Origin of the sequence: Streptomyces sp. NPDC005533 (genome assembly GCF_042871845.1) — a bacterium.
Lineage (GTDB): Bacteria > Actinomycetota > Actinomycetes > Streptomycetales > Streptomycetaceae > Streptomyces.
In genome coordinates this window covers 118193-137326 of sequence record NZ_JBIAJH010000023.1, presented here as the reverse complement: position 1 = coordinate 137326, position 19134 = coordinate 118193, and the positions used below count along the sequence as shown (strand labels likewise).

The 19134-nt window shown below is 72.7% G+C and carries 19 protein-coding genes; 13 read left to right on the top strand and 6 right to left on the bottom strand.

Features of this window, described 5'->3' with window-relative positions; genetic code table 11:
* Positions 1-90: 90 nt before the first annotated feature.
* Positions 91-876: a VOC family protein gene (locus ACFYP3_RS23465; protein WP_388835736.1), complete on the bottom strand. Its 786-nt coding sequence runs from the start codon at positions 874-876 to the stop codon at positions 91-93.
* 176 nt (positions 877-1052) lie between these two features.
* Between ACFYP3_RS23465 and ACFYP3_RS23460 the strand changes: the two genes are divergently transcribed.
* Entirely contained in the window at positions 1053-1898 is an 846-nt protein-coding gene (locus tag ACFYP3_RS23460; RefSeq protein WP_388835733.1) for a sulfurtransferase, read from the top strand.
* Between the two features lie 49 nt (positions 1899-1947).
* Here ACFYP3_RS23460 and sepH read toward each other — a convergent pair whose 3' ends face one another.
* On the bottom strand, positions 1948-3006 hold the full coding sequence (gene sepH, locus ACFYP3_RS23455; RefSeq protein WP_388835730.1) for a septation protein SepH: 1059 nt from the start codon (positions 3004-3006) through the stop codon (positions 1948-1950).
* A gap of 488 nt (positions 3007-3494) precedes the next feature.
* Between sepH and ACFYP3_RS23450 the strand changes: the two genes are divergently transcribed.
* A complete protein-coding gene (locus tag ACFYP3_RS23450; RefSeq protein ID WP_388835727.1) occupies positions 3495-4304 on the top strand; it encodes a hypothetical protein in 810 nt (269 codons plus the stop codon).
* A gap of 43 nt (positions 4305-4347) precedes the next feature.
* Here the strand turns inward: ACFYP3_RS23450 and ACFYP3_RS23445 are convergent, their stop codons facing one another.
* Together ACFYP3_RS23445 and ACFYP3_RS23440 are read right to left on the bottom strand one after the other, a co-directional pair.
* The gene (locus ACFYP3_RS23445) at positions 4348-5685 is read right to left on the bottom strand and encodes a D-arabinono-1,4-lactone oxidase (protein ID WP_388835724.1); all 1338 of its coding nucleotides are present in this window, start codon (positions 5683-5685) and stop codon (positions 4348-4350) included.
* On the bottom strand, positions 5627-6892 hold the full coding sequence (locus ACFYP3_RS23440) for an MFS transporter (protein ID WP_388835721.1): 1266 nt from the start codon (positions 6890-6892) through the stop codon (positions 5627-5629). Before ACFYP3_RS23440 ends, ACFYP3_RS23445 begins: the two co-directional genes overlap by 59 nt.
* Before the next feature lie 169 nt (positions 6893-7061).
* Between ACFYP3_RS23440 and ACFYP3_RS23435 the strand changes: the two genes are divergently transcribed.
* Entirely contained in the window at positions 7062-8216 is a 1155-nt protein-coding gene (locus tag ACFYP3_RS23435; protein ID WP_388835718.1) for a ferrochelatase, read from the top strand.
* Positions 8217-8227: 11 nt separating this feature from the next.
* Entirely contained in the window at positions 8228-9031 is an 804-nt protein-coding gene (locus ACFYP3_RS23430) for an inositol monophosphatase family protein (RefSeq protein ID WP_388835715.1), read from the top strand.
* A gap of 171 nt (positions 9032-9202) precedes the next feature.
* Here the strand turns inward: ACFYP3_RS23430 and ACFYP3_RS23425 are convergent, their stop codons facing one another.
* On the bottom strand, positions 9203-9382 hold the full coding sequence (locus ACFYP3_RS23425) for a hypothetical protein (protein ID WP_030709532.1): 180 nt from the start codon (positions 9380-9382) through the stop codon (positions 9203-9205).
* Positions 9383-9627: 245 nt separating this feature from the next.
* Here ACFYP3_RS23425 and ACFYP3_RS23420 point away from each other — a divergent pair, with 245 nt between their 5' ends.
* From ACFYP3_RS23420 to ACFYP3_RS23405, 4 genes are all read left to right on the top strand, one after another.
* Positions 9628-10281, top strand: coding sequence for a response regulator transcription factor (locus ACFYP3_RS23420; RefSeq protein ID WP_030008767.1), 654 nt, complete (start codon positions 9628-9630; stop codon positions 10279-10281).
* A 4-nt stretch (positions 10282-10285) separates the two neighbouring features.
* The gene (locus ACFYP3_RS23415; RefSeq protein ID WP_388835710.1) at positions 10286-11527 is read left to right on the top strand and encodes a sensor histidine kinase; all 1242 of its coding nucleotides are present in this window, start codon (positions 10286-10288) and stop codon (positions 11525-11527) included.
* Positions 11528-11909: 382 nt separating this feature from the next.
* A complete protein-coding gene (locus tag ACFYP3_RS23410) occupies positions 11910-12206 on the top strand; it encodes a DUF4193 domain-containing protein (RefSeq protein ID WP_030036261.1) in 297 nt (98 codons plus the stop codon).
* A 12-nt stretch (positions 12207-12218) separates the two neighbouring features.
* Positions 12219-13151: a hypothetical protein gene (locus ACFYP3_RS23405; protein ID WP_388835707.1), complete on the top strand. Its 933-nt coding sequence runs from the start codon at positions 12219-12221 to the stop codon at positions 13149-13151.
* 27 nt (positions 13152-13178) lie between these two features.
* Here the strand turns inward: ACFYP3_RS23405 and ACFYP3_RS23400 are convergent, their stop codons facing one another.
* On the bottom strand, positions 13179-13652 hold the full coding sequence (locus ACFYP3_RS23400; protein ID WP_388835704.1) for a DUF3093 domain-containing protein: 474 nt from the start codon (positions 13650-13652) through the stop codon (positions 13179-13181).
* 58 nt (positions 13653-13710) lie between these two features.
* Here ACFYP3_RS23400 and ACFYP3_RS23395 point away from each other — a divergent pair, with 58 nt between their 5' ends.
* The 5 genes from ACFYP3_RS23395 (at position 13711) to ACFYP3_RS23375 (ending at position 19129) form a co-directional block, all read left to right on the top strand.
* Positions 13711-14295 carry a PaaI family thioesterase gene (locus ACFYP3_RS23395; protein WP_388835701.1) on the top strand — a complete coding sequence of 195 codons (585 nt, stop codon included), beginning with the start codon at positions 13711-13713 and terminating at the stop codon, positions 14293-14295.
* Positions 14295-14840 carry a dUTP diphosphatase gene (dut, locus tag ACFYP3_RS23390; protein ID WP_388835698.1) on the top strand — a complete coding sequence of 182 codons (546 nt, stop codon included), beginning with the start codon at positions 14295-14297 and terminating at the stop codon, positions 14838-14840. Before ACFYP3_RS23395 ends, dut begins: the two co-directional genes overlap by 1 nt.
* Before the next feature lies 1 nt (position 14841).
* On the top strand, positions 14842-15627 hold the full coding sequence (locus tag ACFYP3_RS23385) for a DUF3710 domain-containing protein (RefSeq protein ID WP_362801736.1): 786 nt from the start codon (positions 14842-14844) through the stop codon (positions 15625-15627).
* Between the two features lie 211 nt (positions 15628-15838).
* Complete coding sequence (locus ACFYP3_RS23380) at positions 15839-18400, top strand: DUF4118 domain-containing protein (protein ID WP_388835694.1); 2562 nt, start codon at positions 15839-15841, stop codon at positions 18398-18400.
* A gap of 42 nt (positions 18401-18442) precedes the next feature.
* Positions 18443-19129, top strand: coding sequence for a response regulator (locus tag ACFYP3_RS23375; protein ID WP_388835692.1), 687 nt, complete (start codon positions 18443-18445; stop codon positions 19127-19129).
* The last annotated feature ends 5 nt before the right edge of the window (positions 19130-19134 follow it).

Sequence of the window (19134 nt, the reverse complement as noted above, 5' to 3'; positions counted from 1 at the left end):
CCAACCCAGGCCCTTCGTCTGGACAAAGACAGCCGACGAGATCCTCGACAGAGTCGCCGCCTACTGCCACCGAATCTCTGACTCAGGTCACTAGGACCGTGACCGGACGAGCGTGAAGACCGCGCCCTCCGGGTCCGCGACCGTGGCCTGGCGGCCGCGCAGGCCCTCGCGGGGCGGGTCGATGACGCGGCCCCCGAGGTCGGCGACCCGGGCCGTGGCCGCGTCGGTGTCCGCCACCTCGAAGTACGCCATCCAGTGCGGGCCGCGATCGTGCGGCAGCGAGCGGCCCACGCCGTGCACCGCGGCCACCGGCCGGCCCTCCAGGGTGAGGGTCAGGTGGTCGAAGTCGTCGGAAGCCGTGCCGTGCGTCAGCGCCTCGTGGCCGAAGACGTGCTCGTAGAACTTCCCGACCGTCGAGGTGTCCTGGGTGACCAGCTCGTTCCAGACGGGGGAGCCCGGCCCGCCGGGCAGCCCGGTGCCCATGTGGCTCTGCGCCTGCCACAGCCCGAAGATCGCGCCGAGCGGGTCGGAGCAGATCGCCACCCGCCCCGCGATCCCCGCGTCCAGGGGGCCCACCGCGACCGTGCCGCCGCACGAACGCACCGACTCGGCGGTCGCGTCGGCGTCGTCCGTGGCGAGGTACGTCGTCCAGGCCACCGGAAGATGCCGGTCCGGCGGCATCTCGCCGATCCCGGCCACCTCCCGGCCGTTCAGCACGGCGCGTACGTACGGGCCGAGCTGCTCGGGTCCCGGGACGTACTCCCACCCGAACAGGTCGGCGTAGAAGTCCTCGGTGGTCCCGAGCCCGTGCACCATGAGGCTCACCCAGCACGGGGTACCGGGCGTGCGCCGGGTTGCTTCCGCTGCCTCGGTCATGTCAGCCGTCTCCTCCGTCGTGCCGCTTACCGGTGCTGATGCTTCCACTCCGGGGGACCCGGCGCGCCCCGACCGCGCCGCGTCGCCGGGTCCCGGCACGGAGTTGACCGGATCGGTGCGCCCCACCGATGACGGGCTTGTTACGCCGGTTCCGGGCGGGGAGGAAGATGGCCGGCATGACTGCGAAACATGCGATCCTCTCCGCCGCCGAACTGAGGACCGAGCTGGCGGGCTCCCGGCCGCCGGTGCTGCTGGACGTCCGCTGGCAGCTCGGCGGCCCTGACCAGCGGCCCGCGTACGAGGCCGGGCACCTGCCCGGCGCGGTGTACGTCGACCTCGACCGCGAACTGGCAGGTCCGCCGGGGGCCGGCGGGCGACACCCGCTGCCGGACCCGGAGGCCTTCGGCGCGGTGATGCGGCGGGCCGGCGTCTCGGCGGACGTGCCCGTCGTCGTGTACGACGGCGGCCAGGGCTGGGCGGCCGCCCGTGCGTGGTGGCTGCTGCGCTGGACGGGTCACCCGAACGTGCGGGTCCTCGACGGGGGATTGGCCGCGTGGACGGCGGCCGGCGGCGGGGTGACGGCCGATCGGGTGACCCCCGAGGAGGGCGATTTCAAGCCAACTCCGGGTGCGGTGGGGCTGCTGGACGCGGACGCGGCAGCCGTACGGGCGCGCGAAGGGGTACTCCTCGACGCCCGGGCGGGGGAGCGGTACCGGGGCGAGGTGGAGCCGATCGACCCGGTCGGCGGCCACATCCCGGGCGCGCTGTCGGCGCCGACCACGGAGAACGTGGGCGAGGACGGGCGCTTCCTGCCCGCGGACGCGCTGCGCGCCCGGTTCGAGGGGCTCGGCGCCGCCGGGGGCGGCCCGGTGGGCGTGTACTGCGGCTCGGGCGTCTCCGGAGCCCACGAGGTCCTCGCGCTGGCGGTGGCCGGCATCGCGTCCGACCTCTACGCGGGCAGCTGGTCGCAGTGGTCCTCGGACCCGGCCCGCCCGGTGGCCACGGGACCCGACCCGCAGTAGCGGGTCCGCAGGCGGGCGTGCCGCCGCCGGGCCGACCCCGGCGGCGGTGCTACTCCTGCTTCTTGCGGCGGGTGCCGAAGACGATCTCGTCCCAGCTCGGCACCGCCGCGCGCCGCCCGGGGCGGACCCCGTCGGCCTCGGCCTGGCGGTCGGTGGTGCCGGTCAGGCGGTCGCGGTGGCCCGCCACCGTGCGGGGCATCAGGACGTCGGCGTACGCGGAGCCCGCGCCCGCCGAGGCGGCCGGGGCCGGCGGCTCCTCCGCTTCCGGTTCCGTCGCCGGGGCGTCGGTGCGCTCGGGGACCACCATGTCGCCGCGGAAGCTCGGGACGGCCTCCAGCAGGCTCGTCAGGGTGTCCCGCTCCTCCTCCGGGTCCGGTGCGGGCGCCGGCCTGCTGTCCGGCCGCTCCAGCTGCCGGTCCAGGGCGCGGTCCAGCGGGCGGTCGCGCGGCAGCCGCGCGATCCTCGGCACGAAGGGAAAGCTCGGCTCCGGCGTCGCCGGCAGGTCCTCGGACTCGCCGATCAGGGAACGGGCCTCGTCGTCCACGGCCACGACCAGCCGGCGGGGCGGGTCGTAGGTCCAGCTCGCCGAGTGCGGCTCGCCCGCGACGCGGTAGACGAGGAGGACCTCCCAGGTGCCGTCGTCGCGGCGCCAGGAGTCCCACTGCACGGACTCCTTCTCGGCCCCGCGCAGGGACAGCCGCTCCTGCACGGCCTCGCCGAGCTGCGGCCCGGTGTTCTCGCCGGGACGGCGCACGGGGGTCTTGCGGGCCCGCTCGGCCATGAAGGCGCGCTCGGCGAGCACGGGGCCCTCGAAGCGGCGTACGCGGTCGACGGGGATGCCGGCGAGTTGGGCGACCTCCTCCGCGGAGGCACCGGCCCGTATGCGGGCCTGGATGTCGCGGGGGCGGAGGTGGCTCTCGACCTCGATCTCGATCTGGTTCAGGCGCGCGCGGTCGTTGCGCACGGCAGCCCGCAGCCGTTCGTCGATCGGAAGCGTGTACTCCGTGCTGTCCCCAGCCTTGAGCACCAGTCGTGTGCCGTCATTTGAGACGGCCACGACACGCAGTTCGGGCATGGGGACCTCCCGGGTGGTGCCTGCCGACGTCACGTGCGTCGCTGCTTCCGCTAGTCGAGTGTGGCCTGCCCGGGTGCAGCCTGCCACAACCTTGCCGAGTTAAACCGGCGTGTCGGGCATGCGCCCTTGATCGCCGTTATGGCACGGTTACCTGTTGGGCACGCACAGTGACCGAACGGTTACTGTGCGCAGCAGGAGCCCGTGCAATACCGCGGCATCACCGGTCTTGAGTGCCGTTCTCCATCAGTCGGCCCCCTCTCCCGAGTCCGGACATCCGAAAGGAAGGACGGCCCCAGGGCTCGCCACAGTACTCCATTCGGGCCACCTGGGTGGACCGCCGCGCCGCCGAACTTCTCCCGGACGGCGGGAGTTGGCCTGCCCTCCGTCGGGCCCCACCTGCACCCGGCGTCCGATTTCGGGTGTCTTGCTTCACAGAATCACCCGAAACGGAACTATCCGCTTCGCTCGGCGGTCAGTAACTGCTGAAAGAGGAGAAGCGTGAGAGGCGGGACACACACGGGATGTCGACGGGTCGCAAGAGCACGCAGGACACCGGGGAAGCGCCCGAGGAGAAGAAGCTCGACCTGAGCGCGGCCCAGGTCGCGGGCTCCTCGCTCGCCACCGTCGCGGCGGCCCTGCTCGCCTCGAAGTTGGGCGTCTACGGGACGATCCTCGGGGCCGGCGTGGTCAGCGTCGTCGCCACCGCGGGCGGGCCCGTCATCCAGCACCTCTTCCGGCGCACCGGCGACCAGTTGCGCGAAAGCGCCCGGACCGGGGCCCGCCGGGTGCCGACGCCCCGTGAGGAGCGCCACCCCGCCGTTGCCGTGACGGCACCGCACACGGCCGCGCCCGCCGGGGAGTTCGGCGAGCCCACCGTGCACGGCACCCGGGTACGGGGCTGGAAGCGCACCGCGGTGGCCTCCGGAGCCGCCTTCGTCCTCGCCCTCGGCGGCCTCGGCACCTACGAGGCGATCGCCGGCACCGCCGTCAGCAGCGGCGGCGGCACGCTCTTCTCCGGCGGGACCCGCAAGGCCGGCCAGGACCGGCCCGCGACCCCCCGGGAGGAGCCGGCCGGCGACCGGAAGGGCGGCCGGCACCCCGGGCCCTCGGCCACGCCCGACTCCTCGCCCCTGCCCGGCGGCGGCCCGAGCCCGAGCCCGGGCCGCGACGCGAGCGGGAGTCCCCGTCCCGACCCGGGCGCCTCCGGTTCGGGGAGCCCGACGCCCGGACCCTCCCCCTCGGAGCGGACGCCCACGCCGACCCCCGCGCCGCCGACCCCGCCGCCGACTCCTGACGCGTCGACACCGGCTGCGCGACAGAGCGCTCCCTGACGCCCCGTGAGCCCACGCGGTGCCGAGCGGCTCCGGCCGGACCTCAGTCGCCCAGGACGCGCCGCAGGTAGTCGTTGCCGAAGACCCGGCCCGGGTCGAGGCGGTCGCGCAGCGCGGTGAACTCCCCGAACCGCGGATGGACCCGCGCGAGGTACTCCGCGTCCCGCGTGTGCACCTTGCCCCAGTGCGGCCGGCCGCCGTGCGCGGTGAAGATGCGCTCGGCCGCGGTGAAGTAGGCCTGGTACGGGGTGCCCCGGTACATGTGCACCGCGACGTACGCCGTCTCGCGCCCGGAGGCCGTCGACAGCGCGATGTCGTCCGCCGGAGCCGTCCGCACCTCCACGGGGAAGCTGATCCGCAGCCCCGAGCGGTCGACCATCGCGCGCAGCTCCCGCAGCGCCTCGACCACCCGCTCGCGGGGGAGGGCGTACTCCATCTCCACGAACCGCACCCGCCGCGGGCTGGTGAAGACCTTGTACGGGATGTCGGTGTAGGTGCGCGCCGACAGGGCGCGGCTGGCCACGCGGGCGATGGAGGGGATGGTGGCGGGCACCGCGCGGCCCAGCGAGTTCACCACCTGGAAGAGGCCGTTGGAGAGGAGCTCGTCCTCGACCCAGGCGCTCACCGGTCCGGGCGGGGCGGCGGGGCCCTGGCTGCGGTTGTTCCGCTTGGTGTTGCAGTTGCCGGTGTGCGGGAACCAGTAGAACTCGAAGTGCTCGTTCTCCGCGAAGTGCTCCTCGAACTCCGCGGTCACCCGGTCGAAGCCCATGGGCTCCTCACGGGCGGTCAGGAAGAAGAGCGGCTCGACGGCGAAGGTGATCGCGGTGACGATGCCGAGCGCGCCGATGCCGATCCGGGCCGCCGCGAAGACCTCGGGGTTCTCCTTCTCCGAGCAGACGAGCAGCCGGCCGTCGGCGGTGACCAGCTCCAGGCCGCGGATCTGGGCGGCGATGGAGGCCGAGTCGCGGCCGGTGCCGTGGGTGCCGGTGCTGATGGCGCCGGAGACCGTCTGCTCCATGATGTCGCCCATGTTGGTCAGCGACAGGCCCTCCCGGGCGAGGGCCCGGTTCAGGTCCTTGAGGGTCGTGCCCGCCTCCACCGTGACGGTGCCGGCGGTCCGGTCGACGGCCCGGATCCCGGTCAGGGCCTGGGGGCGTACGAGCACCCCGTCGGTCGCGGCGGCCGCGGTGAAGGAGTGGCCGGTGCCGACCGCCTTCACCCGCAGCCCCTCTTCGGCGGCCCGGCGGACCGCCTCCTGGAGCTCCCCGACCGAGGCCGGGGTCACCACGCGGGCCGGCGTGGCGGTGACGTTGCCCGCCCAGTTATGCCACGTGGTGGCCGGCCTGCTGTTCCCTGCTGTCCCCGCTGTCGCCGTCGCCATCGCTAGAGGGCTCCTCCCCTTGCGCCGGCCTCGTCAGCCGGCGGTATCCCGCGAACGCAACCGCCGCCGCGGCCACCCCCGCCGAGATGGAGACGACGTACCCGGTCCGCGCGCCGGCCGCGTCCACGACCCAGCCGGTCACGGAGGACCCGAGCGCGATCCCGACCGCGAGGCCGGTGCTGATCCAGGTCATGCCCTCGGTCAGCTTCGCGTGTGGTACGTGCGCCTCGATCAGGGCCATCGTGGTGATCATCGTGGGAGCGATGGCGAGGCCCGAGACGAAGAGCGCCACGGCCAGAAACGGAAGGTTCCCGGCCAGTAGGAGGGGGATCATACTCACGGCCATCGCACATACGCCCAGTATCCAACGGCGTTCGGTCCGGCCCTTGAGATGCAGTAGGCCGAACACGATGCCGGCCAGGCAGGATCCGAGGGCCCAGACGGCCAGGATGAAGCTCGCCGAGGACTTGCTGCCCTGCTCCTCCGCGAAGGCCAGGGTGGCCACGTCGATGGAGCCGAAGATCGCGCCGGTCGCCACGAAGGTGAACGTCAGCACCTGCAGGCCGCGCGAGCGCAGGGCCGAGGTGCGTTGCGCGCTCTTGTCGTGCGGGTGCGGGGCGGGCTCGGTGGAGGTCTGGGCGGTGAGCAGCCACACGCCGACCATCAGGCAGACGGCGGCGATCAGCGGCCCGGCCTCCGGGAACCAGGTGGTGGACAGTCCGATGGCGAGGATCGGGCCGAAGATGAAGCAGACCTCGTCCACCACCGACTCGAAGGAGTACGCGGTGTGCAACTCGCGCGGGGAGTCGCGGTAGATGACGGTCCAGCGGGCGCGGACCATCGAGCCGACGCTGGGCACGCAGCCGGCGATCGCGGCGCAGACGAAGAGCGTCCAGTCCGGCAGGCCGTTCGCGGCGGCCAGCAGCAGCCCGGTGACCGCCGCCACGGAGATCAGGGTCGCGGGACGCAGGACGCGCCGCTGGCCGTACTGGTCCACGAGCCGGGAGACCTGGGGGCCGATGACCGCGGCGGCGAGCGCCAGCGTGCCGGTGAGCGCGCTGGCCATGGCGTAGCGCCCGGTGATCTCGGAGATCATCGTGAGGGTGCCCACGCCGACCATGGATATCGGCAGCCGGCCGATGAGGCCGGCGGCGCTGAACCCCTTGGTGCCGGGGGCCGAGAAGATGGCGCGATAGGGACTGGGCAAGGGCCCTCCGTAAGGGACGACGTGCGCCCATACAGGTTACGACCGCCTACCGGGCACCCGCACGGGGAAGGTTCCGGACATGGAACTAAGGCTTACTTACCTTTGCGGCCGGTCGGCTCCTGGCCGGGCCGCTTCTCCCCGGGGGACGCCGGGTGGCAGGATTCGGGGCATGTCAGACCAGCTCCGCCCGCCCGCCGGCGGGCCCGCCGCCCCGTACGACGCCCTCCTGCTGCTGTCCTTCGGCGGCCCCGAGGGACCCGATGACGTCGTGCCGTTCCTGGAGAACGTCACGCGCGGGCGCGGCATCCCGCGCGAGCGGCTCAAGGAAGTCGGGCAGCATTACTTCGGCTTCGGCGGGGTCAGCCCGATCAACGCGCAGAACCGCGCGCTGCTGGACGCGCTGCGCAAGGACTTCGCCGGGCACGGCCTGGACCTGCCGGTCTACTGGGGCAACCGGAACTGGGCCCCGTACCTGACCGACGTGATGCGGGAGATGGTCGCCGACGGCCGGCGCCGGATCGCGGTGCTCGCGACCAGCGCGTACGCCTCGTACTCCGGCTGCCGGCAGTACCGCGAGAACCTCGCCGACGCGCTGGCCACCCTCGCCGAGGAGGGGCTGGAGTTGCCGCGGGTCGACAAGTTGCGGCACTACTTCAACCACCCCGGCTTCGTGGAGCCCATGATCGACGGGGTGCTGGCCTCGCTCGCCGCGCTGCCCGAGGAGGTCCGGGACGGGGCCCACCTTGCCTTCACCACGCACTCCATCCCGACGGCCGCCGCGGACGCCTCCGGCCCCGTGGAGGACCACACCGGGGGCGGCGAGGGCGGCGCGTACGTCAGGCAGCACCTCGACGTCGCCCGGGTGATCGCGGACGAGGTGGCCGCACGGACCGGGACCGCGCACCCCTGGCAGCTCGTCTACCAGTCCCGCAGCGGCGCCCCGCACATCCCGTGGCTGGAGCCGGACATCTGCGACCACCTGGAGGCCCTGCACGCCGAGGGCGTCCCCGCCGTCGTGATGGTCCCCATCGGCTTCGTCTCCGACCACATGGAAGTCCTGTACGACCTGGACACCGAGGCCACCGCCAAGGCGGCCGAACTGGGCCTGCCCGTCGCGCGCTCCGCGACCGTCGGCGCCGATCCGCTGTTCGCCGGGGCCGTACGGGAGCTCGTGCTGGAGCGGGCCGCCAAGGAGCGCGGGGAGCGGCCCGCGGAGTGCTGGGTGGGCACGCTGGGGCAGAGCCACGACCTGTGCGCGGTGGGCTGCTGCCCGGCGCGCAGCCCCCGGCCGGCGGCCGCGGGCGCCGACAGTCCGTACGCGTAGGAAGAGGAACCGTGATCTCCGAAGAGCTGAAGGCCGAACTGCTGGACGTGGGCCTGGAGGCCGCCCGCCAGGCCGGGGCTCTGCTGCGCGACGGCCGGCCGGCCGATCTGGCGGTGGCGGCGACCAAGTCCAGCCCGATCGACGTGGTGACCGAGATGGACATCGCGGCGGAGAAGCTGATCACCGGGATCCTCGCCGAACGGCGGCCCGAGGACGGGCTGCTGGGCGAGGAGGGCGCGGACACCCCGGGGACCAGCGGGGTGCGCTGGGTCGTCGACCCGCTCGACGGCACCGTGAACTACCTCTACGGGCTCCCGAGCTGGGGCGTGTCCATCGCCGCCGAGTACGGGGGCGAGACCGTGGTGGGCGTCGTGGCGGCGCCGATGCGCGGGGAGACGTACCACGCGGTGCTCGGCGGCGGGGCCTGGCTGGGCACGGCGCGCCTCGCGTGCCGGCCGGCGGCGCCGCTGGACCAGGCGCTGCTCGGCACGGGCTTCGCGTACGTGCAGGCCCGGCGGGCCCACCAGGCCGAGATCGCGGCCCGGATCATCCCGCTCGTACGGGACATCCGGCGGGGCGGGTCGGCGGCGCTGGACCTGTGCGACGTGGCCGCCGGGCGGCTGGACGGGTACTACGAGCGGGGGCTGAACCCCTGGGACCTGGCCGCCGGCGACCTGATCGCGCGGGAGGCGGGGGCCCTGACGGGCGGCCGGCCGGGGGAGCGGGCCTCGGGGGAGCTGACCCTGGCCGCCACCCCCGCGGTCTTCGCCTCGTTGCAGCCGCTGCTGGAGGAGTTCGGGGCCTGGCACGACTGACCGCTCCGCACGACCGACCGCTCCCGCGGTGCCCCGGCCCGATGAGGGGCGGGCGGGCCGCGCCCGCCGGAAGCACGCGAACCCCGGCCGCCGGAAGGGCGGCCGGGGTTCGCGCCGTGCGGGAGCCGTGCGGGACCAGCAGGTCGGCTCGGGTCGGATCGGCAAGTCAGGTCAGCAGGCGGGCACGGTGGCCGTGACCGGCACCCCGTGCTCGGCGGCGAGCCGCTGGAGGTCTTCCAGCTCCGCCTGTTCCACTTCCGCGAGGAAGTCGTCGCCCGTCTCGCGGGCGTGCATGAGGTCCGACTGCGTGGCCCTGATGCGCTGCAGGAGACCCGCGGTGAATGCGTCCATGATGGGTTCGCCCCCTCTTCGTGGGTCGGCGGCGGCACGTGGCTGTCCGCCGTCAGGGAGTGGATGGGGTGTGGTGACGTCCTCCCCGGCGCTCTGGGCCCAGAAACCTCTCCAGGCCAGGGAATCCTCACTTCCGTCCCGTGAGTGCGCCCGCGAGCCGCCTTACAGCCGGTTTACGGCCGAAACGTGCAGGATGGACGACGCAATACACGTGTGCCCTTCTGGGCTCGGAGGAAGGAAACGACGTGCGCGTACTCGTCGTCGAGGACGAGCAGCTGCTCGCCGATGCGGTGGCCACCGGACTGCGCCGGGAGGCCATGGCCGTGGACGTCGTGTACGACGGCGCCGCCGCCCTGGAACGGGTCGGCGTGAACGACTACGACGTGGTCGTGCTCGACCGGGACCTCCCGCTCGTGCACGGCGACGACGTGTGCCGGAAGATCGTCGAGCTCGGCATGCCCACCCGCGTGCTCATGCTGACCGCCTCGGGTGACGTCAGCGACCGGGTGGAGGGCCTGGAGCTCGGGGCGGACGACTACCTGCCCAAGCCCTTCGCCTTCACCGAGCTGACCGCCCGCGTACGGGCCCTCGGCCGGCGCACCACGGTCGCGCTGCCGCCCGTACTGGAGCGTGCCGGGATCAAGCTGGACCCCAACCGGCGCGAGGTGTTCCGCGAGGGCAAGGAGGTGCAGCTGGCGCCGAAGGAGTTCGCGGTGCTGGAGGTCCTCATGCGCAGCGAGGGGACCGTCGTCTCCGCCGAGCAGCTGCTGGAGAAGGCCTGGGACGAGAACACCGACCCGTTCACCAACGTCGTACGGGTGACGGTCATGACCCTGCGGCGCAAGCTCGGGGAGCCGCCGGTCATCGTCACCGTGCCCGGCTCCGGATACCGGATCTGACCGCGTGGCAACCAGCCCGGCGCCACCGACGGCGCCACCGAAACCGACCTGGGACCCCGGCCAGCCCGAGGGTCCCTTCCCGTGGCTGCGCCCGACGATCCGGATACGCCTCACGCTGCTCTACGGCGGGATGTTCCTGATCGCGGGGATCCTGCTGCTGTCGATCATCTACCTGCTGGCGGCGCAGGCGCTGCGGCAGGGCAACGCCCTCATGTACGAGATCGTCGACGGCCAGAACGTCCAGGTCACCAGCACCACCTGCCCGGTGTCGAGGATCAACCAGCTCGAACAGTTCAACACCGCGATGAAGGCCTGCGCGCTGGAGCAGCGCCGGCACGCCCTGGACGACCTGCTGAGCCGGTCGCTCATGGCCCTGCTGGGGCTGAGCATCATCGCCTTCGCCTTCGGCTACGCGATGGCCGGCCGGGTGCTCTCGCCGCTGGGCAAGATCACCCGTACCGCCCGCCGGGTGGTCGGCACCGACCTGACCCGGCGGATCGAGCTGGACGGGCCGGACGACGAGCTCAAGGAGCTCGCCGACACCTTCGACGAGATGCTCGACCGGCTGGAGCGGGCCTTCACGGCGCAGCAGAGGTTCGTCGCGAACGCCTCGCACGAGCTGCGCACGCCGCTCGCGATCAACCGGACCCTGCTGGAGGTGCACCTCTCCGATCCGGGGGCCCCGGTGGAGCTCCAGCAGCTGGGGAAGACCCTGCTCGCCACCAACGAGCGCAGCGAGCAGCTGGTCGAGGGCCTGCTGCTGCTGGCCCGCAGCGAGAACCAGATAGTGGAGCGCAAGCCCGTGGACCTGGCGGAGGTCGCCTCGCGCGCCGTCGACCAGGTGCGGGGCGAGGCCGACGCGAAGGGCGTGGAGATCCGCGGCGAGCGCGCCCTGGCCGTGGTCCAGGGCAACGGCGTGCTGCTGGAGCGGATCGCCCTCAACCTGGTGCAGAACGCCGTCCGGTACAACGTGCCGGAGGACGGCTGGGTGGAGGTCACCACCGAGGTCCAGCACGGCCAGGCGGTCCTTCTGGTATCGAACACAGGTCCCGTTGTTCCCGCGTACGAGGTGGACAACCTGTTCGAGCCCTTCAGGCGGCTGCGTACGGAGCGCACGGGCAGTGACAAGGGTGTCGGGCTCGGTCTGTCGATCGCGCGCTCCGTGGCGCGCGCACACGGCGGAAGGATCCAGGCGACCCCCCGGGAAGGCGGTGGCCTCGTGATGCGTGTCACTCTTCCCTTGTGAGTCAGGCACTCCGTGTTCGCTGTTGGCTGAATGCTTGCCGTCTGAAAGTAATTGCTCCTGTGTGATCGATCACAGTGGCGAGTGTCGGTGCATGTGCGTTCAGTGACCCCGGGGCGGCCGGAAAGCCCGGGAAGTCCGGGTTTCCGGCCCTCCATATGGCGGGAAATACACGGGGTGGCGTTTGTGCAAGACGGCCCCCGGACCGTGTACGGTCCCGGTCGTCATCCCAGCCAATCGCCCCTTCAGGTGGGCGGCTGGGTGTCGATTGAGTAACAGACCTTGATGTGAGGCAAAATCTCCGCCTCAGGTCGGGCACAAGTCCGGCCTCTCGTGCGTTACGTGCGCTGAGACACCGCTAACACCCAGAGGGGGAGAGCGAACAATGGCAACGGACTACGACACCCCGCGCAAGACAGACGACGACGTCGACAACGACAGCATTGAAGAGCTGAAGGCCCGACGTAACGAGAAGTCGTCCTCGTCCGTGGACATGGACGAATTCGACTCGGCCGAGAGCCTGGAGCTTCCCGGTGCGGACCTCTCCAATGAGGAGCTGGCCGTCCGGGTCCTGCCCAAGCAGGCCGATGAGTTCACCTGCATGAGCTGCTTCCTGGTGCACCACCGCAGCCAGCTGGCACGTGAGAAGAACGGTCAGCCGATCTGTCGCGACTGCGACTGAGAGGCGTCGGCCGTGGCTGGCTCGACACCCTTTCGGAAGCGACGCTTCCGGAAGTCTGGTGATCAGGCGGAGGCGCAGGTGGCACCCCCGGACCCGGAAACGGGTTCCGGAGCCCCCGGCGGCTCCGCCAGTGAAGTGATCGCCGTGCCCTCCGACACCGCCCCGGCGGTGCCGTCGGTCACAGAGCCCGGCGAGGGGGCCCGGCCCAGGCCCGGGGCCCGTCGGCTGCAAGCCGTCAAGAAGGGTGTACGCAAGGGCGGCGAAGGTGTCAGACACGCCGCCCTGTACATCACCGAGAGGGTCATCGAGAACGCACCGCGCGTTCCGGTTCGGGACCTCGCGACCCTGCGCGCGCAGTTCCCGGGCCTGGACCCCGAGCAGCTTGCCGACAAGCTGATCTCGGGCGCGGCCAACGCCACCTCCACCGTCGGCGCCGGGATCGGCGCGGCGGCCATGCTGCCCGTCCCGCCCGCGATGCCGGCGGAGCTGGCGGCGGAGATCACCGGGGTCGCCGCGATCGAGCTGAAGCTCATCGCCGAACTCCACGAGGTCTACGGGCTCCGCGCGCCCGGCACCCTCGTACAGCGCAGCTACGCCTACCTGACCTCCTGGACGGAGGAGCGCGGGGTCGACCTGACCAAGCCGACCACGCTGAACGCCGCGCTCGGCGGCCAGATGAAGCGCGAACTGCGCCAGCAGATCATGAAGCGGATGTTCCGCAACCTGCCGAACCTGATGCCGTTCATGGTGGGCGCCGCCGTCGGCGCGGTCATGAACCGGCGCGACACCCGCAAACTCGCCGAGAAGGTCCGTGGCGACCTGCGCACCAGGGCCGTGGCGTGGGACGCCCTGCCCGCCCTGCCGCCCCTGGAGCAGCCCACACAGCCCCTTCCCGAGGCCACCAGGGCCGCACTCGAGGGTGGGGATCCCGAAAGCCACGGCTGAGGCCGGCCGCAGCCGGGCTCGCGGGCGCTACTCGGCCGGGACCGCCCGGGCCTTCGCCGCGCGGATCGCCGCGACCAGGGCCCCGGGCTCGCGGGTGGAGACGTACACGTACGGGGTGGGGTCCGCCGGGTCGGTGACCTCGACGCGGACCGCGGTCGGCACGTAACTGCGCAGCAGCATGAAGGCGCGCGTGTCCGCCTTGTGCGTGCGCCAGGCGCGCGACTCCTCGGCGTCCAGCACCTCCGGCTCACCCAGCGCGGTCACCGGGATCCGTGCCTCGCCGACCGCCAGCGCCCCGTTCACCACGCGCACGCGCGCGGAACCGTACGAGCTCACCAGCAGTCCGCTCAGCGCGGTGCCCCCGACCAGGCCCGCCAGCAGCGGCATCGTGCCCAGCGGCAGCAGCATCAGCGCGCACGCGAGGCCGGTCAGTACGGCGATGGCCCACCAGGAACGGGGAGCGGTCAGGCGTTCGTCGTGGTGCGCGGGGGAGAGCTGCATGAGCTCAAGCCTGCCACGAGGCGAGCGGTGGGCAGCCGCGCGGGTAAGGTCTGCGGCTGTGAGTGGACGAAACACAGCGTTGACGCCCCCGGCCGACGCCACCGCGCCGGTCCGGCACCCCGACGCCCCGGCACCCGGCGAGCTCCTCGGTGCGCACTACGAGCACTGTTTCGGCTGCGGCGGGGGCCAGCCGCACGGCCTCCACCTGGAGGCCCGCGCGGGTGAGGGCGTGCGCATCACCGCCGAGTTCACCGTCAGGTCCGCACACCAGGGCGCTCCCGGCCTCGCCCACGGCGGGGTGCTCGCCACCGCGCTCGACGAGACGCTGGGCTCCCTGAACTGGCTGCTGCGCGTCATCGCGGTGACGGGGCGGCTGGAGACCGACTTCGTACGGCCCGTGCCCGTCGGCACCGTGCTGTACCTGGAGGCCGAGGTCACCGCCGTCGCCGGACGGAAGATCTACTGCACCGCCGTCGGCCGAATAGGCGGTCCGCAGGGCCCGGTCGCCGTGCGCGCCGACGCCCTCTTCATCGAGGTGAAGGTCGACCACTTCATCGACAACGGACGGCCCGAGGAGATCCGGGCGGCGATGGCCGACCCGGACCAGGTCAGGCGCGCACGCGCCTTCGAGGTGAACCCCTGATGTCCCTGAACCCCAACGGACCCCGCCATGAGGTCGACGTGCTGATCCGCCGCGTCGATCCGGAGGTCCCCATTCCGGCGTACGGCCACCCCGGCGACGCCGGCTGCGACCTGGTGACGACCCGGGCCGCCGAGCTGGCACCCGGCGAGCGCGCCGTACTGCCCACCGGAGTGTCCATCGCCCTGCCCGACGGGTACGCGGCCTTCGTGCACCCCAGGTCCGGCCTGGCCGCACGCTGCGGGCTCGCCCTCGTGAATGCCCCGGGGACGGTGGATGCCGGGTACCGTGGGGAGATCAAGGTGATCGTGGTCAATCTCGACCCACGCGAGAGCGTCCGGTTCGAGCGTTTCGACCGCATTGCCCAGCTGGTTGTCCAGCGGGTCGAGAAGGTGCGCTTCCACGAGGTGGCGGAACTTCCCGGCTCGGCCCGGGCCGAGGGGGGTTTCGGCTCCACCGGCGGTCATGCGGCCGTGGCCGGATCCGGGGCTGGTCAGCAGGGTGGGAATGGCTACGCTTCGGTCGTAACCGACCGGGAAGGACAGTGACGTGTTCGGACGTCGCAAGAAGAACGACTCCGCCCAGGACGGCGGCGCGGCCGAGCAGGTCGTAGACGGCGTCGGCTCGGGTGAGCCGGACGACGCGGGCGAGCAGGACGGCGCTGCCACGCCGCGCCGCGTGAACCTGCCTCCCGCCCCGCGGCCCGACGGCCCGTGGGACATCTCCGAGGTGCTCGGGAACCCGGCCGACGGCCGGGTCGACCTGGGCGGCATCCTCGTACCCGGTGTCGAGGGCATGGAACTGCGCGTCGAGGTCGCGGGTGACGCGATCGTGGCCGCGACCGTGGTCCTGGGCGACAGCGCCGTGCAGCTGCAGGCCTTCGCCGCGCCCAAGAAGGAAGGCATCTGGGGCGAGGTCCGCGAAGAGATCGCCGCGGGCATCACCCAGCAGGGCGGCATCATCGACGAGGCCCAGGGTTCGCTGGGCTGGGAGCTGCGCGCACAGGTGCCCGTACCGCTCCCGGACGGACAGACCGGCGCCCAGCTGGTCCGCTTCGTCGGCGTCGACGGTCCGCGCTGGTTCCTGCGCGGCGTCATCTCCGGCCAGGGCGCGGTGCGCCCCGAGTCGGCGGGCGTGCTGGAGCAGATCTTCCGGGACACCGTCGTCGTCCGCGGCGACGGCCCGATGGCCCCCCGCGACCCGATCGTCCTGAAGCTGCCGAACGACGCCCAGATGGTGCCGGACGGCGTGCAGACGGAGGAGCAGGAAGGCTCCCGCTTCGGCGGCGGCATGGGCCAGCTGGAGCGCGGCCCGGAGATCACCGAGGTCCGCTGACCTCGGACGGCCCCGTGCGCACAGGGGGCCGTCGCATGTTTTCGGCCGGTGGGCCCCACTCCTTCGGGGTGGGGCCCACCGGCCTTCGCGCGCCCGCCCGCGCCCCCGGGCGCGAGGACCCCGCCCGCGGCGGCGTCAGGGATCCGTCAGGGATCGGCGCCCGGGCGGTGATCGGTGCGTGGACCTCCCGGACGTCCCCGAGAATGGGCGCATGGGACGCGGCAAGCTCAGGATTTATCTCGGCGCGGCACCCGGTGTGGGCAAGACGTACGCGATGCTCTCCGAGGGCCACCGCAGGGTGGAGCGGGGCGCGGACCTCGTCGTCGGCTTCGTCGAGCACCACGGGCGGCCGCGCACGGAGGTCATGCTGCACGGTCTCGAACGGGTGGAGCGCAAGGCCCTCGCCTACCGCGGGGCCTCCTTCACCGAGATGGACGTGGACGCGCTGCTCGCCCGCGCTCCCGCCATCGTGCTCGTCGACGAACTCGCGCACACCAACGTGCCCGGGTCGCGCAACGCCAAGCGCTGGCAGGACGTCGAGGAGCTGCTGCGGGCCGGCATCGACGTGGTGTCCACCGTCAACATCCAGCACCTGGAGTCCCTGGGGGACGTGGTCGAGTCGATCACCGGGGTGCGGCAGCGGGAGACCGTGCCCGACGAGGTGGTCCGCCGGGCCGACCAGATCGAGCTGGTCGACATGTCGCCGCAGGCGCTGCGCCGGCGGATGGCGCACGGGAACATATACACGCCCGAGAAGGTCGACGCGGCCCTGTCCAACTACTTCCGGCCCGGCAACCTCACCGCCCTGCGCGAGCTCGCGCTGCTGTGGGTCGCCGACCGGGCGGACGAGTACCTCCAGCAGTACCGGGGCGAGCACGGCATCCGCTCGACCTGGCAGGCGCGCGAGCGGATCGTCGTCGGGCTGACCGGCGGGCCGGAGGGGCGCACGCTCATCCGGCGCGCCTCGCGGATGGCGGCCAAGGGCTCGGGCAGCGAGATCCTCGCCGTCTACATCGCCCGCAGCGACGGGCTGACCGCGGCCTCGCCGAAGGAGCTCGCGGTCCAGCGGACCCTGGTCGAGGACTTGGGAGGAACGTTTCACCATGTGATCGGCGACAACATCCCGGACGCGCTGCTGGAGTTCGCGCGCGGAGTCAACGCCACCCAGATCGTGCTCGGCTCCAGCCGCCGGCGCTCGTGGCAGTACGTCTTCGGCCCCGGCGTCGGCGCGAGCGTGGCCCGCGACAGCGGACCCGACCTCGACGTGCACATCGTCACGCACGAGGAGGTCGCCAGGGGGCGCGGCCTGCCCGTGGCCCGCTCGGCGGCCCGGCTCGGGCGGACCCGGATCCTCGCCGGCTGGCTGGTGGGCGTGGTCTGCCCGCCGCTGCTGTGCCTGCTGCTGACGCACGTCGCGTGGGACCCCGGCCTCGCCAACGACATGCTGCTCTTCCTCGCGCTGACGGTCGCGGCGGCGCTGCTCGGCGGCCTCTGGCCGGCCCTCGCCTCCGCCGCCCTCGGCTCCCTGCTGCTGAACTACTACTTCGCCCCGCCGCTGCACCGGTTCGCCGTCTCCGACGCCCGGAACATCGTCGCCATCGCCGTCTTCGTCGGGGTGGCCGTGTCGGTGGCGTCCGTGGTCGACCTGGCCGCGCGGCGCACCCACCAGGCGGCCCGGCTGCGCGCCGAGTCGGAGATCCTCTCCTTCCTGGCCGGCAGCGTGCTGCGCGGCGAGACCACGCTGGACGCGCTGCTGGAGCGGGTGCGCGAGACCTTCGCGATGGAGTCCGTGGCCCTGCTGGAGCGGGAGAACGACGTCGACCCCTGGAAGCCGGCCGGCAGCGTCGGCCCGAGCCCCGCCGAGCGGCCCGAGGACGCCGATGTGGACATGCCCATCGGCGACCACATGGCGCTGGCCCTGTCCGGGCGGGTCCTGCCCGCCGAGGACCGCCGGGTGCTGGGCGCCTTCGCCGCCCAGGCCGCCGTGGTCCTGGACCGCCAGCGGCTGGTCGGCGAGGCCGAGGAGGCCCGCCGACTGGCCGAGGGGAACCGGATCCGGACCGCGCTGCTGGCCGCCGTCAGCCATGACCTCCGTACGCCGCTGGCTTCCATCAAGGCCTCCGTGAGCTCCCTGCGCTCCGACGACGTGGAGTGGTCCGAGCAGGACCGGGCGGAGCTCCTGGCGGGCATCGAGGAGGGCGCCGACCGCCTCGACCACCTCGTGGGCAACCTGCTCGACATGTCCCGGCTGCAGACCGGCACCGTCACCCCGCTCATCCGGGAGATCTACCTCGACGAGGTGGTCCCGATGGCGCTGGGCGGCGTACCGGAGGACAGCGTGCTGCTGGACGTGCCCGAGACGCTGCCGATGGTGGCGGTGGACCCGGGGCTGCTGGAGCGGTCCGTGGCCAACGTGGTGGAGAACGCCGTCAAGTACAGCCCGCCCGGGCAACCGGTGCTGGTGGCGGCCAGCTGCCTCGGCGACCGCGTCGAGGTACGGGTCGTCGACCGCGGGCCGGGGGTGCCCGAGGAGGCCAGGGACCGGATCTTCGCCCCCTTCCAGCGGTACGGCGACGCCCCGCGCGGTTCCGGAGTGGGCCTCGGGCTCGCGGTCGCCCGCGGGTTCGCCGAGGCCATGGACGGCACCCTGGCGGCCGAGGACACCCCCGGCGGAGGCCTGACGATGGTGCTCACCCTGCGGGCGGTGCCCCCCCGGACCCGTGCCGGAAGGCCCGCTCGAACCGATGGAACACATCGAACCCACGGATCGTGATCACACCAGTGATCGGATGACGCGACAGAAGGCAGGACCTCAATGACCCGGGTGCTCGTGGTGGAAGACGAGCCGCAGATCGTCCGAGCCCTTGTGATCAACCTGAAGGCACGCAAGTACGAGGTCGACGCCGCGGCCGACGGCGCGAGTGCGCTGGAGCTCGCGGCGGCCCGCCACCCCGACGTGGTCGTCCTCGACCTCGGACTGCCCGACATGGACGGCATCGACGTGATCAAGGGGCTGCGCGGCTGGACCCGCGTGCCGATCCTGGTCCTCTCCGCCCGCCACACCTCCGACGAGAAGGTCGAGGCGCTGGACGCCGGGGCCGACGACTACGTCACCAAGCCCTTCGGCATGGACGAGCTGCTGGCCCGGTTGCGCGCCGCCGTCCGCCGCGCCGAACCCCCGGCCGGCTCCGGCGAGGACGAGGTGATCGTGGAGACCGAGGGCTTCACGGTGGACCTGGCCGCGAAGAGGGCCGTGCGCGAGGGGCGCGACGTACGCCTGACGCCGACCGAGTGGCACCTGCTGGAGGTGCTGGTCCGCAACGGCGGCAAGCTGGTCGGCCAGAAGCAGCTGCTGCAGGAGGTGTGGGGGCCGTCGTACGGCACCGAGACCAACTATCTGCGGGTCTACATGGCCCAGCTGCGGCGCAAGCTGGAGGCGGACCCCTCGCACCCGCGGCACTTCATCACCGAACCGGGCATGGGATACCGCTTCGAGAGGTAGTGGGC

Excerpts from the sequence above, each read along its gene's own strand:
- ACFYP3_RS23380 (WP_388835694.1), top strand. The coding sequence starts at position 15,839 with ATGGGACGCGGCAAGCTCAGGATTTATCTCGGCGCGGCACCCGGTGTG.
- ACFYP3_RS23445 (WP_388835724.1), bottom strand. The coding sequence starts at position 5,685 with ATGGCGACGGCGACAGCGGGGACAGCAGGGAACAGCAGGCCGGCCACC.
- ACFYP3_RS23450 (WP_388835727.1), top strand. The coding sequence starts at position 3,495 with ATGTCGACGGGTCGCAAGAGCACGCAGGACACCGGGGAAGCGCCCGAG.
- ACFYP3_RS23460 (WP_388835733.1), top strand. The coding sequence starts at position 1,053 with ATGACTGCGAAACATGCGATCCTCTCCGCCGCCGAACTGAGGACCGAG.
- ACFYP3_RS23465 (WP_388835736.1), bottom strand. The coding sequence starts at position 876 with ATGACCGAGGCAGCGGAAGCAACCCGGCGCACGCCCGGTACCCCGTGC.
- ACFYP3_RS23425 (WP_030709532.1), bottom strand. The coding sequence starts at position 9,382 with ATGGACGCATTCACCGCGGGTCTCCTGCAGCGCATCAGGGCCACGCAG.
- dut (WP_388835698.1), top strand. The coding sequence starts at position 14,295 with ATGTCCCTGAACCCCAACGGACCCCGCCATGAGGTCGACGTGCTGATC.
- ACFYP3_RS23375 (WP_388835692.1), top strand. The coding sequence starts at position 18,443 with ATGACCCGGGTGCTCGTGGTGGAAGACGAGCCGCAGATCGTCCGAGCC.
- ACFYP3_RS23410 (WP_030036261.1), top strand. The coding sequence starts at position 11,910 with ATGGCAACGGACTACGACACCCCGCGCAAGACAGACGACGACGTCGAC.
- ACFYP3_RS23400 (WP_388835704.1), bottom strand. The coding sequence starts at position 13,652 with ATGCAGCTCTCCCCCGCGCACCACGACGAACGCCTGACCGCTCCCCGT.
- ACFYP3_RS23435 (WP_388835718.1), top strand. The coding sequence starts at position 7,062 with ATGTCAGACCAGCTCCGCCCGCCCGCCGGCGGGCCCGCCGCCCCGTAC.